Below are 13,892 nucleotides of genomic sequence, written 5' to 3'. Positions count from 1 at the left end.
ATGGAACGGACGAAGCCGAACAGGATGCCCGACGAGGTCAGCATGATGTTGTTCGGGCCGGGCGTGATCGACGAGACGAAGGCGAATGTCGCAAGGGGGAGCAGGGTTTCCATGATCTCTCTCTACGTTCAACAGGAGCCGCTGCGGGACTGGCCGAGGATGCGCGCGAACTGGTCGTGATCGACATTGCCGCCGCACAGGGGCAGGCCGATCTTCCAGCCGCGCAGGCGTTCCTTCAGTTGCAAGGCGGCGGCCAGCGGCGCGGCACCCGCGCCTTCGGCCACGTTATGCGTGGCGATGTAATAGAGGCGCATGGCTTCTTCCACCTCCCCATCGGTGACGGCGACGATCTCATCCGCGTACTTCATGATGATGTCGAGCGATGCGTCATCGGGCACGCGGCAAGCCATGCCGTCGGCGATGACGGCAGTGACCGGCGACTCCACCTTGCGTCCCTGCTCGAAGGAGAGCTTGTAGGCGAGCGCATGGGCGGACACCACGCCGATGATGCGCGTCGACAGGCCGAGCGCATGGCGGGCGGCGATGGCGCCGCAGATGCCCGAGCCCTGCCCGATCGGGACCAGGATCGCATCGAGGTCGGGCTGTGCCGACAGCAGTTCCATCCAGTAGCTTGCGACACCGCCGACGAGGTCACGGTGGTAGGACGGGATCATGTGCAACCGCTGCGTCTCGGCCAGATGCGCCGCGTGCTCGCGGCTTTCCTGGAATTCCTTGCCGTGCTCGACGAGGTTCACGCCCAATGCACGCATCGCCGCATTCTTTTCCTTGCTGTTGCCGTGCGGGACGACAATGGTCGCCTGCAAGCCGTGCCGGCGCACCGCGAAGCCGACCGACTGGCCGTGGTTGCCGCGCGTGGCGGAGACCACACCGCGCACCTGCGGCGCCCGCTTTGCGAGTTCGTGGATGTACACCAGCCCGCCGCGCACCTTGAAGGCGCCGGTCGGCGTATGGTTTTCGTGCTTCACCCAGGCCTCGAAGCCGAGCGCTTCGTTGAGCAGCGGCCAGCTGTATTGCGGCGTCGGCGGCATCGCACGGTAAACGATTTGCGCGGCGGTCTCCAGTTCGGTTTTGTTCGGCAGCATGGCAATCCTGGTTGCAGTTGTTTTGGTGTTGAACTATCCTAATCGACAAAACCAGTACAGTACCAGTACACTTCCTCAAATAATTTAAACCACTGTCACGGCAAAATGACCAATACAGCCCATCTCCGTAAAGTCACCGCCGAACTGAGCGTTGCGGTGCCGCAGGTGTTGTCGCGCGAAGCCGGCGAGTCGCTGGTGGACCAGATCGTGCGCTCCATCGAGGCGCGCATCGACGACAAGCTGTTGCGCAACGGCGCGCGCATGCCGTCGATCCGGCAGTATGCGGAGACTTACGGCGTGTCGCGTTTCACCGTGGTGGAGGCTTACGACCGCCTGGTCGCCAAGGGCTATCTCGAGTCGCGGCGCGGCTCCGGGTTCTATGTGCGGGAGCGCGCGCCGATGATCGCCACCGCCGCGCCGCGCGCCGTCGATGCGGCGCCACAGCACCTCGACGTGGTCTGGCTGGTGCGCAATATGTTCCGCCAGCACCCGCAGGAGAAAATGCCGGGCTCGGGGCTGTTGCCGGCTGACTGGCTGGACGGGGAACTGGTCGCCAACGCGCTGCGCGCCATCAGCCGCCAGAACCAGAACCTGCTGCTCCAGTACGGCAATCCGCAAGGCTTCCTGCCGCTGCGCCAGCAGTTGCAGCTCAAGCTGGCCGAACTGGAGATCGCCGCGGCGCCGGAACAGTTCGTCACCACCTCGGGCATCACGCAGGGGCTGGATCTCGTCGCCCGCCATTTCACACAACCCGGCGACACCATCTTCGTCGATGACCCGGCGTGGTTCCTGATGTTCGGCTCTTTCGCCACGCTGGGCGCCAAGGTGGTCGGCATCCCGCGCCTGCCCGATGGACCGGACATCGGCAAGCTGGCGGAACTGGCGGCGGTGCACAAGCCGAAGCTGTATGTGGTCAATTCGGTGCTGCACAACCCCACCTCCACTTCCCTGTCGGCGGCGAAGGCCTTCCAGATCCTGAAGATCGCGGAGCAGCACAACATCACCATCGTCGAGGATGACATCTACTGCGACCTGCATCCGGGCAGCAGCGTGCAGCCGGCGACGCGCATCGCCTCGCTGGACCAGCTCAACCGTGTGATCTACCTCGGCGGCTTTTCCAAGACCCTGGCCGCCAACCTGCGCGTGGGCTTCATCGCCACCTCGCCCGACATGGCGCAGCGCCTGGCCGACCGCAAGATGCTGACCACGCTGACCACCTCCGACATCGGCGAGCGCACGGTCTACAAGATCCTGTCCGAAGGCCACTACCGCAAGCACGTGGACCGGCTGCGCGTGAAGCTGGATGCGGTGCGCGACAAGACCGTCAAGCAGCTGGAGCGGGTCGGGCTGAAGGCGGATATCACCACGCCGGCCGGCATGTTCGTGTGGGCGGATGCCGGGACGGACACCAATGTCCTGGCCGAAAAGGCGGTCCAGGAAGGCTACCTGCTGGCGCCGGGCAGCCTGTTTTCGCCCAGCCAGCTGCCGTCCACCCGCATGCGAATGAACGTCGCCATCGCCGGAGAGACCGGCCTGCTGCGCTTCCTGGAAAAGGAAATCGGCAACGGTTCGCGTTGAAACCGCCGCGGGCTTGAAATCCTCCCGGACGACCCCATATCTCTGGAGTTGTCATCCGGACATCACCGTCCGGCTGACCTGCCATCGCAACCCTTCATTAGACTCTAGAGGTAAAAATGGTCGTAGCCGAAAAGCAAACCCTGGGTTTTCAGGCGGAAGTCAAACAGCTTCTGCAATTGATGATTCACTCCTTGTACTCCAACAAGGAAATCTTCCTCCGTGAACTGATCTCCAACGCGTCCGACGCCGCCGACAAGCTGCGCTTCGAGGCAATCAACAATGCCGCGCTGTTCGAGAACGACCCCGACCTGAAGATCAAGGTCACGTTCGACAAGGATGCCCGCACCGTCACCATCTCCGACAACGGCATCGGCATGAGCCGCGAGGAAGCCATCGAGCACCTCGGCACCATCGCCAAGTCGGGCACCAAGGAATTCTTTTCCCGCCTTTCGGGCGACCAGCAAAAGGATGCCGCGCTGATCGGCCAGTTCGGCGTCGGCTTCTACTCCGGTTTCATCGTCGCCGACCGCATCACGGTCGAGACCCGCCGCGCCGGCCTTGGAGCCTCCGAGGGCGTGCGCTGGGAATCGGCGGGTGAAGGCGACTTCACCGTCGAGGCAATCGACAAGCCCGCGCGCGGCACCGACATCACGCTGCACCTGCGCGAAGGCGAGGACGAACTGCTGTCGGTGTGGAAGCTGAAGTCCATCATCCGCAAGTATTCCGACCACATCTCCCTGCCCATCCTGATGCAGAAGGAAGAGTGGGATGAGGAAAAGAAGGACACCGTCGTCAAGGACGAGTTCGAGACCGTCAACCAGGCGAGCGCGCTATGGACGCGCAGCAAGAGCGACATCACGCCGGAGCAGTACACCGAGTTCTACAAGCATGTGTCGCACGATTTCGAGGAACCGCTGGCGCACACGCACAACCGCGTCGAGGGCCGCAGCGAGTATGTCCAGCTGCTCTACATCCCCAAGCGCGCGCCCTTCGACCTGTGGGACCGCAACAAGCGCGGCGGCATCAAGCTTTACGTGAAGCGCGTGTTCATCATGGACGATGCCGAGCAGTTGATGCCGATCTACCTGCGCTTCGTGAAAGGCGTGATCGATTCTTCCGACCTGCCGCTGAACGTATCGCGCGAAATCCTGCAGGAATCGCGCGACGTGAAGGTGATCCGCGAAGGCTCGACCAAGCGCGTGCTGGGACTGCTGGAAGAGATGGCCAACAGCGACGACCAGGAACAGAAGGACAAGTACGCGACCTTCTGGAAGGAATTCGGCCAGGTGCTCAAGGAAGGCGTCGGCGAGGACCACGCCAACAAGGAGCGCATCGCCAAGCTGCTGCGCTTCGCCTCCACGCACAATGACAGCGACGCGCAGAACGTCTCCTTCGACGACTACATCGGGCGCATGAAGGAAGGCCAGGACAAGATCTATTACGTCACGGCCGACAACTATGCCGCCGCAAAGAACAGCCCGCACCTGGAAATCTTCCGCAAGAAAGGCGTCGAAGTCCTGCTGCTGACCGACCGAGTGGACGAGTGGATGCTGTCCTTCCTGCATGAAGTCGAAGGCAAGGAGCTGGTCTCGGTGGCCAAGGGCGACCTCGACCTCGGCAAACTGGAAGACGAAGCCGAGAAGAAGGAGCACGAGAAGACCGAGAGCGAATACAAGGACCTGGTCGAGAAGATGAAGACCGCGCTGGCCGACAAGGCCAAGGACGTGCGCGTCACCTTCCGCCTGACCGATTCGCCGGCCTGCCTCGTCGCCGACGAGCACGAACTGTCGGGCAACCTGATCCGCATGCTGAAGGCGGCGGGCCAGAACGCGCCCGAGAGCAAACCCATTCTCGAGATCAACCCGAACCATGCGCTGGTGCAGCGCCTGAAATATGAAGAAGCGAAGTTCGGCGACTGGTCGCACATCCTGTTCGACCAGGCCGCGCTGGCGGAAGGCGGCACGATTGCGGATCCGGCGGGCTTCGTGAAGCGGGTGAACGAGATGCTGCTGGCGGTGAAGTAAGGGTTAGGGTGGGCGGTGCGCATGGTGGGTTTCGCTGCGCTCTACCCACCCTACGATTCTTTATTAAGGACGGTAGGTTCGGTAGAGCCCAGCGAAACGCACCGCAGCACATAAAGGACGGTAGGGTGGGTAGAGCGCAGCGAAACCCACCAGCACATAAAGAACCGTAGGGTGGGTAGAGCCCAGCGAAACTCACCACCCACCCTCAATCCATCCGCGCCACCCGATTCACATCCTCCCCCGCCACCAGCGCGAAATCCCCAACGGACCCCGCCATGCGCGCCTCGCGATACGGTCGATACTCCTCGCTCTCGTAGAACTCCCGCGCCGCTTCCTTCGACGGCCATTCGATGATGAGAAAGAGCTGCGGCAGCTTCCTGCTGCCTTCGAATTTCTCGGCATGCGGCGTGCGCGCCAGGTAGCGGCCGCCGAAGCGTTCCACCAGCGGCGTGACGTTCTTCACATACTCCCCGACCCAGGACCGCTCGGTGACATCGACTTCCGCAACGGAGTAATACTTCATCGCCGGCTCCGCTTACGCCATGCCCCGGCGCTGCACATGCTGCTCCATCCACTCCAGCGCCTGCTGCCACAGCGTCTGCCGGAACTCGGGACGGAAGAAGCCGAAGTGACCGACGCGCTTCGCCTGCACATCCTGCGGGGCGATGTAGCGGCGCTCGACGGGCGCGTTGCGGTACTTGTCGTGCATGCTGTCGATGCTCCAGCGGCTCATCATTTCGTCGTCGGTGAAGCTCATGGCCAGGATGGGCGCGCGAATCTTCTCGTAGCCGTCGAAGATCGGCTTGCCCTTGCGATCCACCACGTAGTGCGGGCTCTTGCACCATTGCGCCCACTGGTAGATCACGCCCTTGGGCAGGTCGCCGACCATCTTCACCTTCTTGCCGGGAAAGTAGCCGAACAGGCGCGTGTACAGCGGCACCGCGAAATACCACATGAACCAGACGACGCGGCGCAGCTGCGGCGCATTCCTGCGCCAGTAGCCGCTACCGGAGGCGACGGTGATGATGCCATCGATCAGGTCCCGGTCCGGCAGCAGGCCGGGCAGCTGGCCGCCGAGCGAATGGCCGATCACCAGCAGCGGCACATCCGGATGCCAGTCCTTGGCAGCCCGCAGCGCCGAGTTGTAATCGCGCTCGGCCCAGGTGAACAGGTCGGCCTTGAAGCCGCGCAGGGAGCGCTTGTAGCGCTCGGGCACGGATGCACCTGCCCCGCGGTAGTCGAAGGTCAGCGCCGCGTAGCCGGCCTGGGCGAGAAATTCCGCGAAGGAAAAATAGAAGTCCTGCTTCACGCCCATCGCGCTCGACAGCACGACAACGCCGCGCGGCTTGCCGGGCGGCGAAAAGCGCCTCGCGGCCAGTTCGAAACCATCGTCGGCACGGATAGTGATCGATTCCATCATCCACTCCTTTGCATTGCTGCTTGAGGACGTCTTACTTGAGGTTCATCGTGATGGTGGCGGTGAAGACCTTCTTGCCCTCGGTATCGAAGGCGTCGACGGGTACCTGGACATCGCCGGTCTGCTCCCAGTTGACCGACGCGCCATCGGCCACCACGCGCATGTCGGTCCTGGCCTTGGCAAGGTATTGCACGGTCATGCCGACCGGGATCCACTGACGGCCTTCCGGAATGGAGACGGTGGTCATGGTACCGGCGGCCAGCTCGGCGGCGTTGCACAGTGCGATCGCGTGCACGGTGCCGAGGTGGTTGTGCACCTCGCGGCGATTGGCGAACTTCACCTCGGCATAGCCCTGGCGCAGCTCGGTGAACGTCGGTTCGATCGTCGAAAAATACGGCGCGAACTGGGTCACCGCCTTGCTGAATGCCTCATTGCCCATCTGCTTGTACATCCCGAGGTACTGGTTCATTGCCTTCTCCTTTGTGCTGTCTTCGATTGTTGTTTACCGCCGCCTGCACCCTTGGTATGGTGCGGCAGGCAAGTGGGCTGACCGAATGCCAGCTTCACTAGAATACTATTCTAGAATAAAATTCTAGTCAAACGACTGGGATGCCATGACCACGATCAGGAAAAACAGAAAGCAGGAAATTCTCGACGCCGCCCTCGCGTGCTTTACGGAAAGCGGAATCGAAGCCACGACCGTCGACATGATCCGGGAGCGCTCGCAGGCGAGCGTCGGGAGCATGTACCACCACTTCGGCAGCAAGGAAGCGATCGCCGCCTCGCTGTATATCGAGGCGCTGGCCGAGCACCATGAATACCAGCAGTCACTGCTGGCCAAGGCCCGCACGGCCGAGGAAGGCGTGAAAGCGATTACTTACGCCTATATCGACTGGGTGTCGGCGAATCCGGAAAAGGCGCGCTTCGTGCTGTACAACCGCAGCGTGCTTGCCAAGGGCGGCAAGGCGGACGAATTGAAGGAACGCACCCGCAAGCACTACACGGAGGTGCTGGCGTGGTTCCAGCCGCATGTCGAGCGCGGCGCGCTGAAGAAGATCCCGCCGGAACTGTATGCCTCGCTGATCACCGGGCCGGCGCACGATTACGCGCGCCTTTGGCTGTCCGGCCGGGCAAAGACCGATATCAAGGGTTACCGGGAGATCTTCGCGGAAGCGGCGTGGAACTCGGTCAGGCCTTAGCGCCCGTAACCACATTCCCGGCGGCCGACGTACTGAGTAAGTGGTACATCACCCCGCCGTCGAGGTCCTTGCGGGCGCCGGCTTCGGCGCGACGGATGAGTTCGACGATGCGTTCGTTGGCGGGCGCCGTCCGTCCCGAGGCGCGTGCCAGCGCGACGACAGCGCCGTTCAGGTAATCGATTTCCGTGCGCCGTCCCGCCTGCAGGTCTTCCCACATGGAAGAACGCGCTTCTGGATCGATGCGCAGCATGGCGCCGGCCAGTCGCTTGAACAGCCAATCCGGCAGCCTGAGGATGCGCGGCAGCATCGCGGGCGAGACGCGCGCCACCTTCGCCGGCTCGATGCCCGCTGCCTTCAGTGCCGCGAGCGCTTCCTCCATCAGCAGCGCAAGGCAGCGACGGTAGGCGCGCTGCGACAGCTCCGCCTTCAGGGGCAGTCCGGACAGCGCATTGACCGGATTGTTCAGGTTCAGCAGGAGCTTGCCCCACTGCACGCAGGCGAAATCCTCACGCATGACGAGCGGCAGGCGCGCGGTTTCAAAGAGGGATTGCCAGCGCCCGATCTCCGGTACCGCCTCCACCATCAACTCGCCTTCCGTCCCGCGATGGAAGCGGCCCTCCTCCATCTGCACCACGTTGAACGGCACCATGCCGCCCGTCACCCGCATGTCCTTCAGACGCGCGCGCAGGGTCGCGACGTTGCCGACGCCGTTCTGCAGGCTCAGTACCAGCCTAGAAGGTTTCGCATAGGCATGGATCGCATCGGCCGCCGTGCCCGTATCCGCGCTCTTGACGGTCACGAGGATCAGGTCGGCCTCGGCCAGCCGGCCGGGGTCTTCGGTATAGGGGATGCGCGGGCCGTCAAATGCCATGCGCCTGCCATGCAGGTCGGTCAGCACGACGCCATGCCGGGCGATGCGCTCGCCCATGCGGGCACGCCCGAGCAGCAGCACGTCGGCGCCCGCGGCAAGCAGCGAGCAACCGACGTAGACGCCGATCGAACCGGCGCCGAACACGACGATCTTCATGCGCCGTTCAGTAGGCGATATGGAAGCGGCGGTAGAGGAAGCTGAGGACGAACAAGGGGCCGATCAGCAGGAAGCGCAGGTCTTCGAAGAAGGACGGCTTCTTGCCCTCGATCTTGTGGCCGATGAACTGGCCGATCCAGGCGACGACGAAGATGCCGAGCGAGATTTCCAGCATCCATGCCTGCGGCAGGATGGACAGTATCCATAGCATCACACCCGACATCAGCAGCATGCCGAAGGCGAACGGCACGGACAGCCTGACGTAATAGACGAGGCTCACGACCGTCACCACCAGGGCTGCCAGCGGATGCGCCGCCCATAGCATGCCGAGGAAGGAAAAGACGATCAGCGGGATGCAGACGAAATGGATGATTTCGTTGGTGTGGTTCAGGTGGCTCTCGGAATATTTCGCGAGCAATGTGTGGATTTGTCGCTGTGCAACACCTTCCATGATGGTCTCCTATAGGAATCGGCGGCTGCAAATGTCCGCTCTATGGATGCATCTTAGGCGCTCGTCAGGCTTTCTGCTTGAACGCAATCGTCATCTTGTGCAGCTCGGACGGCACGACCCCGAAGGTGCTGCGGAAGGTGCGGCTCATGTGGGCCAGGTCGGCGAAGCCGGCGCGGTGGGCGGCGCTGGTCATGTTGTCACCGCGTGCAACCGCCGCCACGCCCTCGAACAGCCGCAGCCACAGCAGGTAGCGCGACAGCGACAGCCCGGTCTGCTGACGGAACAGATGCGTGAAACGGCTTTCCGATAGATGCACGGTAGCGGCGAGCAAGGCGCCGGTCGGGGCGACGCCGGGATTTGTGGCGATCCATTCCAGTGCCTTGTTGATGCGCGGATCGTAGCCGTACGGCGACAAGGCCGCCGGCAGCGCGCAGCAAAGCCATTGCTGCACTGCATTCTCCGCGGTGTCCAGATCCAGCCCGCCATGTCGCGCGGCGTCGATCGCCGCCCGCACGGGAGCGAAGTCGGCAAGGGCCGGGAAAGCCGCATGTACTTCGGTGGCCACCGTTTGCTGGCGCTGCGGCAGTTCGACGAAGAGATGCGCAAGCATGCTGCCGCCGCAATCGAGCTGATGGTGCTGGTTAGGAGCAAAGACCGCGGCCTGCGTTTCCAACCACGGCGCGCCGGCGCCGAGCCGCACGCGGAACGGCCGGTCGAGGCCGAGCGTAATCTGGGCCGCGTAATGGGCATGCGGCGTGGAATCGATGCCCGGCCCGACGATGAAGGCGCGGCCGTGCCACAGGAACAGGTGGGCCGAGCCTGCCATCAGCGCCCGCCCGTGACGTCGACGATGGTCCCCGTCACATACGATGCTTCATCGGACAGCAGCCAGAGGACCGCCTGCGCCACTTCCTCCGCCTGCCCGCCGCGCTTCATCGGCACCGCATCCTTCACGCGCTCGACCCGCCCCGGCTCGCCGCCGCTGGCATGGATTTCGGTATAGATGACGCCCGGACGCACACCATTGACGCGGATACCTTCTTCGGCCACCTCCTTCGCCAGGCCGACGGTCAGCGTGTCGACGGCGCCCTTGGACGCGGCATAGTCGACGTATTCCCCCGGCGCGCCCAGCCGCGCGGCAATCGACGACAGGTTGACGATGGCGCCGCCGGAACCGCCGCGCCGGGTAGACATGCGCCGCACCGCTTCCCGTGCGCAGATGAAGCTGCCGGTCACATTGGTCGCGAGGATGCGCGCCAGCCGGGCGGCATCGAGTTCGTCCACCCGCGCCTGCCGCTCAAGTATCCCGGCATTGTTGACCAGCGCCTGCAGCGGCCCCAGCGCCCGATCCACTTCCGCGAACATGCGAACGATATCCGCCTCGACCGCCACATCCGCCTGTACCGCCAGTGCTTCGCCGCCTTGTGCGCGGATCTCCTCCACCAGCTCGTCCGCCGCGGCGCGGTTACGGAGATAGTTGATGGCGACCGCGTACCCCCGCGCCGCCGCCAGGCGTGCGGTCGCCGCACCGATGCCGCGGCTGCCGCCCGTGACCAGCATGACTTTTTTACCCATCTGACAATCTCCCCCGAGGCCGTGGAAATGCAACGGCAACCATATTAGCAATTTCGCAGCGGGCAGCGTCTACAATGAAGCGATGCCTGCTCCCACACTGTCCCTGCTGACCGGCTTGGCCCCGGTCGTCGACCGCGATACCCGCATCCTCATCCTCGGCAGCTTTCCCGGCGCGGCCTCGCTGGCAGCGCAACAGTACTACGCCCATCCGCGCAACCAGTTCTGGCGGCTGCTGTCGGCCGTACTGCACGACGAACTCGCCGCCCTGCCCTACGAACGGCGCCTGCAGCGCCTGCTCACCCACCGCGTCGGCCTGTGGGACGTGATCGCCGCCTGCGAACGGGAAGGAAGCCTGGACGCCGCGATCCGCCGGGCGCAGTCGAACGAATTCGCGATGCTGAAACACCAATGTCCACAACTGGACAAGGTTTGCTTCAACGGCAAGACATCCGGCCGCTACGCGCCGCTGTTCGCCGCCGGCGGCTTCCGCACCCTCGTCCTGCCCTCCTCGTCGCCGGCCAACGCGCAACTATCCTTCGAGGAAAAACTGGCGCAATGGCGGAGCATCATTCTGTAGAATGGCAGCATGCTGATCAAACGCAATTCCATGGAAGCCCAGGCCAATACCAAGGCAGGCCCGGGCAAGAAACCGCGCAAAAAGCCGAAATTCGCGCCCATTACCTTGTCGGAGGAGAGCGGCGTCGTCTTCCTCCATTTCGGCAATGAATGGATCCAGGGCGCGATGCGCGTGCGCAAGCCCTTCGCAATCGAACTTGAGTACACGCAGCACATGATGGCGTGGATGCTGTTCAACAAGGAACCGGAGCACCTCGTCCAGCTCGGACTGGGCACGGCCGCGCTGACCAAATTCTGCTACCGCCAGTTTCCGAAGGCGAATGTCACCGCAGTCGAACTGAACCCGTCGGTGATCGATGTCTGCCATTCCATGTTCCGCCTGCCGCCGGACGACGACCGGCTGTCCGTGCTCGAGATGGACGCCATGGATTTCGTCACTGACGCCAACAACCACGGCAAGTTCGATGCGCTGCAGGCCGACCTGTACGACGCGCTGGTGCAAGGCCCGGTGCTGGACACGCCGGAATTCTACGAAGCCTGCGCCGCCTGCCTGAAGCCGGACGGCATCATGACCGTCAACCTGTTCGGCGAACATCCCAGCTACGCGAAAAACTTCAAGGCGCTCAAGTACGCCTTCGCCGAAGTGATCTGCCTGCCGCCCTGCGAGGAAGGCAACGTCGTCGCAGTGGGCTTCAACACCCGCCCCGAGCTCGACTACGAAGCGCTGTACGCCCGCGCGGCCGAGATCGCCACCGCCACCAAGCTACCCGCCAAGGCCTGGGTCAACGGCATCAAGGCCTGGCGGACAGCCACCCCCTGAGGAGCACGACATCTTGAACGCCCGAGTCGAACAAACCGCAGCACAGAAACCAGCCCACAAGGCGCTCGACCTCCACCAGCTCTTCAGCTGGCTGCTCGCGGACGGCATGATCGACAAGGCGGAAGTCAAGACGCGCTACAACGAGGCGCAGGGACTGCTGCGCAATGCGACGGCAAGCATGCATCCGCTGACTGCCATCGCGCAGATCAAGCTGACCTCGACCGCGCCGCCGCACAAGCTGCTGACGCTGGATGTGCTCACCGAATGGCTGGCCGGCAAGGCCAGGGTGCCCTTCTTCCGCATCGACCCGCTCAAGATCGACTTCACCCGCGTGGCCGACGTCATGTCCGCCACCTACGCGGCGCGCTTCAATATCCTGCCGGTGGAACTGACGCCGACCGAAGTCGTGGTCGCGACCGCCGAACCGTTCTCGATGGAATGGGAAGCCGAGATCGCCAAGATCACGCGCCGCAACGTGAAGATCGTGGTGTCCAACCCGCTCGACATCGCGCAGTACACCGCGCAGTTCTTCACGCTGGCCAAATCCATCAAGGGCGCCAGCAAGCATGGCCAGCACGACACCGCGTTGCGCAACAACTTCGAGCAGCTGGTGGAACTGGGCAAGGCTAACAAGTCGCTCGACGCCAACGACCAGCACATCGTCAACATCGTCGACTGGCTGTGGCAGTACGCCTTCGAGCAGCGCGCTTCGGACATCCACCTCGAACCCAAGCGCGACCTCGGGGCGATCCGCTTCCGCATCGACGGCATCCTGCACCAGGTCTACCAGGTGCCGGCGGCGGTCATGATCGCGATGACGGCGCGCATCAAGCTGCTCGGGCGCATGGACGTGGTCGAGAAGCGCCGCCCGCAGGACGGCCGCATCAAGACGCGCACCGCCGGCGGCCAGGAAATCGAACTGCGCCTGTCGACGCTGCCCACCGCTTTCGGCGAAAAACTGGTCATGCGTATCTTCGACCCCGAGGTGGTGGTCAAGACCCTGCCCGAGCTTGGCTTCCCGCCCGACGACGCCAGGCGCTGGGACAGCCTCACGGCCCACCCGCACGGCATCATCCTCGTCACCGGCCCCACCGGCTCCGGCAAGACGACCACGCTCTACACGACGCTCAAGGCGCTCGCCACGCCGGAGGTCAACGTCTGCACGGTGGAAGACCCGATCGAAATGGTGGAAGGTTCGTTCAACCAGATGCAGGTGCAGCACGGCATCGACCTGTCCTTCGCCGATGGCGTGCGCGCGCTGATGCGTCAGGACCCGGACATCATCATGGTCGGCGAGATCCGCGACCTGGAAACCGCCGAGATGGCGATCCAGGCCGCACTCACCGGCCACCTCGTGCTTTCCACCCTGCACACCAACGACGCGCCTTCGGCGGTGATGCGCCTGCTGGAGCTGGGCGTTCCCTATTACCTGCTCGAAGCCACGCTGATCGGCATCATGGCCCAGCGCCTGGTGCGCACGCTCTGTCCCGACTGCAAGAAGCCCGAAGGCGAAATCTCCGACGAGGTCTGGGACGGCCTGGTGGAGGGATGGAAGATCCCCAAGCCGACGACCGTGTACCGCCCGGTCGGATGCCCCGAGTGCCGCCAGACCGGCTATCGCGGCCGAACCGGCCTCTATGAATTGCTTACGGTTACCTCGACCTTCTCGCGCCTCATCCAGGATGAAACCGACATCCACGCACTGAAGGAGCAAAGCATCCGGGACGGCATGAAACCGCTGCGCGTGGCGGGGGCGCTGAAGATCGTCGAGGGCACGACCACCGTGGACGAAGTGCTGAAGGTGACCTCGGCACTCACTTGAGCATTCGACACATCCTTGACGGCATGATGCAAGCCCCGCTATAATTTCAGTCTTCGTTGGGTCGTTAGCTCAGCTGGTAGAGCAGCGGACTCTTAATCCGTTGGTCGTAGGTTCGATCCCTACACGGCCTACCAACAGTTTCAAACATCTAGCCCGGTCTTTCGACCGGGCTTTTTGTTGCCCCGCCTTTCAGGTAATCGTTTTGCAACGGTTCCGGATCGTGCCCATGTAGCTCAGTGGCAGAGCACTCCCTTGGTAAGGGAGAGGTCGGCAGTTCAATCCTGCCCATGGGCACCATCG

14 protein-coding genes, 2 tRNA genes and 1 pseudogene are annotated in these 13,892 nt (G+C 63.5%); 8 read left to right on the top strand and 9 right to left on the bottom strand.

The features are described from left to right. Together VFF99_RS06410 and VFF99_RS06405 are read right to left on the bottom strand one after the other, a co-directional pair. Positions 1 to 113: pseudogene (locus VFF99_RS06410) on the bottom strand (LysE family translocator); the annotation flags it as partial. Between the two features lie 15 nt (positions 114 to 128). Next, a complete protein-coding gene (locus VFF99_RS06405) occupies positions 129 to 1,103 on the bottom strand; it encodes a threonine dehydratase (RefSeq protein WP_325016076.1) in 975 nt (324 codons plus the stop codon). A 105-nt stretch (positions 1,104 to 1,208) separates the two neighbouring features. Here VFF99_RS06405 and VFF99_RS06400 point away from each other — a divergent pair, with 105 nt between their 5' ends. Together VFF99_RS06400 and htpG are read left to right on the top strand one after the other, a co-directional pair. Further along, positions 1,209 to 2,681, top strand: coding sequence for a PLP-dependent aminotransferase family protein (locus VFF99_RS06400; protein WP_325016074.1), 1,473 nt, complete (start codon positions 1,209 to 1,211; stop codon positions 2,679 to 2,681). Positions 2,682 to 2,797: 116 nt separating this feature from the next. Further along, entirely contained in the window at positions 2,798 to 4,705 is a 1,908-nt protein-coding gene (gene htpG / locus VFF99_RS06395) for a molecular chaperone HtpG (RefSeq protein WP_325016072.1), read from the top strand. 205 nt (positions 4,706 to 4,910) lie between these two features. Here htpG and VFF99_RS06390 read toward each other — a convergent pair whose 3' ends face one another. Genes VFF99_RS06390 through VFF99_RS06380 form a run of 3 tightly spaced genes read right to left on the bottom strand, consistent with a single transcriptional unit; the run spans position 4,911 to position 6,591 of the window. Then, positions 4,911 to 5,228 carry a DUF1330 domain-containing protein gene (locus VFF99_RS06390; protein WP_325016070.1) on the bottom strand — a complete coding sequence of 106 codons (318 nt, stop codon included), beginning with the start codon at positions 5,226 to 5,228 and terminating at the stop codon, positions 4,911 to 4,913. 12 nt (positions 5,229 to 5,240) lie between these two features. Next, positions 5,241 to 6,122 (bottom strand): alpha/beta fold hydrolase, encoded by an 882-nt coding sequence (locus VFF99_RS06385; RefSeq protein ID WP_325016069.1) that lies wholly within the window; start codon positions 6,120 to 6,122, stop codon positions 5,241 to 5,243. A gap of 34 nt (positions 6,123 to 6,156) precedes the next feature. After that, a complete protein-coding gene (locus VFF99_RS06380; RefSeq protein WP_325016067.1) occupies positions 6,157 to 6,591 on the bottom strand; it encodes a hotdog fold domain-containing protein in 435 nt (144 codons plus the stop codon). A 145-nt stretch (positions 6,592 to 6,736) separates the two neighbouring features. Between VFF99_RS06380 and VFF99_RS06375 the strand changes: the two genes are divergently transcribed. Further along, a complete protein-coding gene (locus VFF99_RS06375) occupies positions 6,737 to 7,321 on the top strand; it encodes a TetR/AcrR family transcriptional regulator (protein WP_325016065.1) in 585 nt (194 codons plus the stop codon). Here the strand turns inward: VFF99_RS06375 and VFF99_RS06370 are convergent. The 4 genes from VFF99_RS06370 to VFF99_RS06355 form a co-directional block, all read right to left on the bottom strand. Further along, positions 7,311 to 8,348: a 2-dehydropantoate 2-reductase gene (locus tag VFF99_RS06370; protein ID WP_325016063.1), complete on the bottom strand. Its 1,038-nt coding sequence runs from the start codon at positions 8,346 to 8,348 to the stop codon at positions 7,311 to 7,313. The two genes, VFF99_RS06375 and VFF99_RS06370, sit on opposite strands and share 11 nt — an antisense overlap. A gap of 7 nt (positions 8,349 to 8,355) precedes the next feature. Next, the gene (locus tag VFF99_RS06365; protein WP_325016061.1) at positions 8,356 to 8,799 is read right to left on the bottom strand and encodes a DUF962 domain-containing protein; all 444 of its coding nucleotides are present in this window, start codon (positions 8,797 to 8,799) and stop codon (positions 8,356 to 8,358) included. A gap of 64 nt (positions 8,800 to 8,863) precedes the next feature. Continuing rightward, positions 8,864 to 9,625, bottom strand: coding sequence for an AraC family transcriptional regulator (locus tag VFF99_RS06360; RefSeq protein WP_325016059.1), 762 nt, complete (start codon positions 9,623 to 9,625; stop codon positions 8,864 to 8,866). Next, on the bottom strand, positions 9,625 to 10,374 hold the full coding sequence (locus VFF99_RS06355) for an SDR family oxidoreductase (protein WP_325016057.1): 750 nt from the start codon (positions 10,372 to 10,374) through the stop codon (positions 9,625 to 9,627). Before VFF99_RS06355 ends, VFF99_RS06360 begins: the two co-directional genes overlap by 1 nt. A 103-nt stretch (positions 10,375 to 10,477) precedes the next feature. Here VFF99_RS06355 and VFF99_RS06350 point away from each other — a divergent pair, with 103 nt between their 5' ends. From VFF99_RS06350 to VFF99_RS06330, 5 genes are all read left to right on the top strand, one after another. Beyond that, the gene (locus VFF99_RS06350; protein ID WP_325016080.1) at positions 10,478 to 10,951 is read left to right on the top strand and encodes a DNA-deoxyinosine glycosylase; all 474 of its coding nucleotides are present in this window, start codon (positions 10,478 to 10,480) and stop codon (positions 10,949 to 10,951) included. Positions 10,952 to 10,960: 9 nt separating this feature from the next. Continuing rightward, complete coding sequence (locus VFF99_RS06345) at positions 10,961 to 11,770, top strand: spermidine synthase (protein ID WP_325016055.1); 810 nt, start codon at positions 10,961 to 10,963, stop codon at positions 11,768 to 11,770. A gap of 106 nt (positions 11,771 to 11,876) precedes the next feature. Next, positions 11,877 to 13,592, top strand: a complete 1,716-nt coding sequence (locus tag VFF99_RS06340) for a GspE/PulE family protein (protein ID WP_325016078.1) — start codon at positions 11,877 to 11,879, stop codon at positions 13,590 to 13,592. A gap of 58 nt (positions 13,593 to 13,650) precedes the next feature. Next, positions 13,651 to 13,726: transfer RNA gene (locus VFF99_RS06335), tRNA-Lys, on the top strand. Between the two features lie 88 nt (positions 13,727 to 13,814). Continuing rightward, positions 13,815 to 13,889 (top strand) — tRNA-Thr (locus VFF99_RS06330). Positions 13,890 to 13,892: the final 3 nt, after the last annotated feature.

The organism is Noviherbaspirillum sp., assembly GCF_035654295.1.
In the GTDB taxonomy this organism is placed as follows: domain Bacteria; phylum Pseudomonadota; class Gammaproteobacteria; order Burkholderiales; family Burkholderiaceae_D; genus Noviherbaspirillum.
The sequence above is the reverse complement of the archived record's forward strand: the minus strand, read 5'-3'. Positions and strand labels throughout refer to the sequence as shown.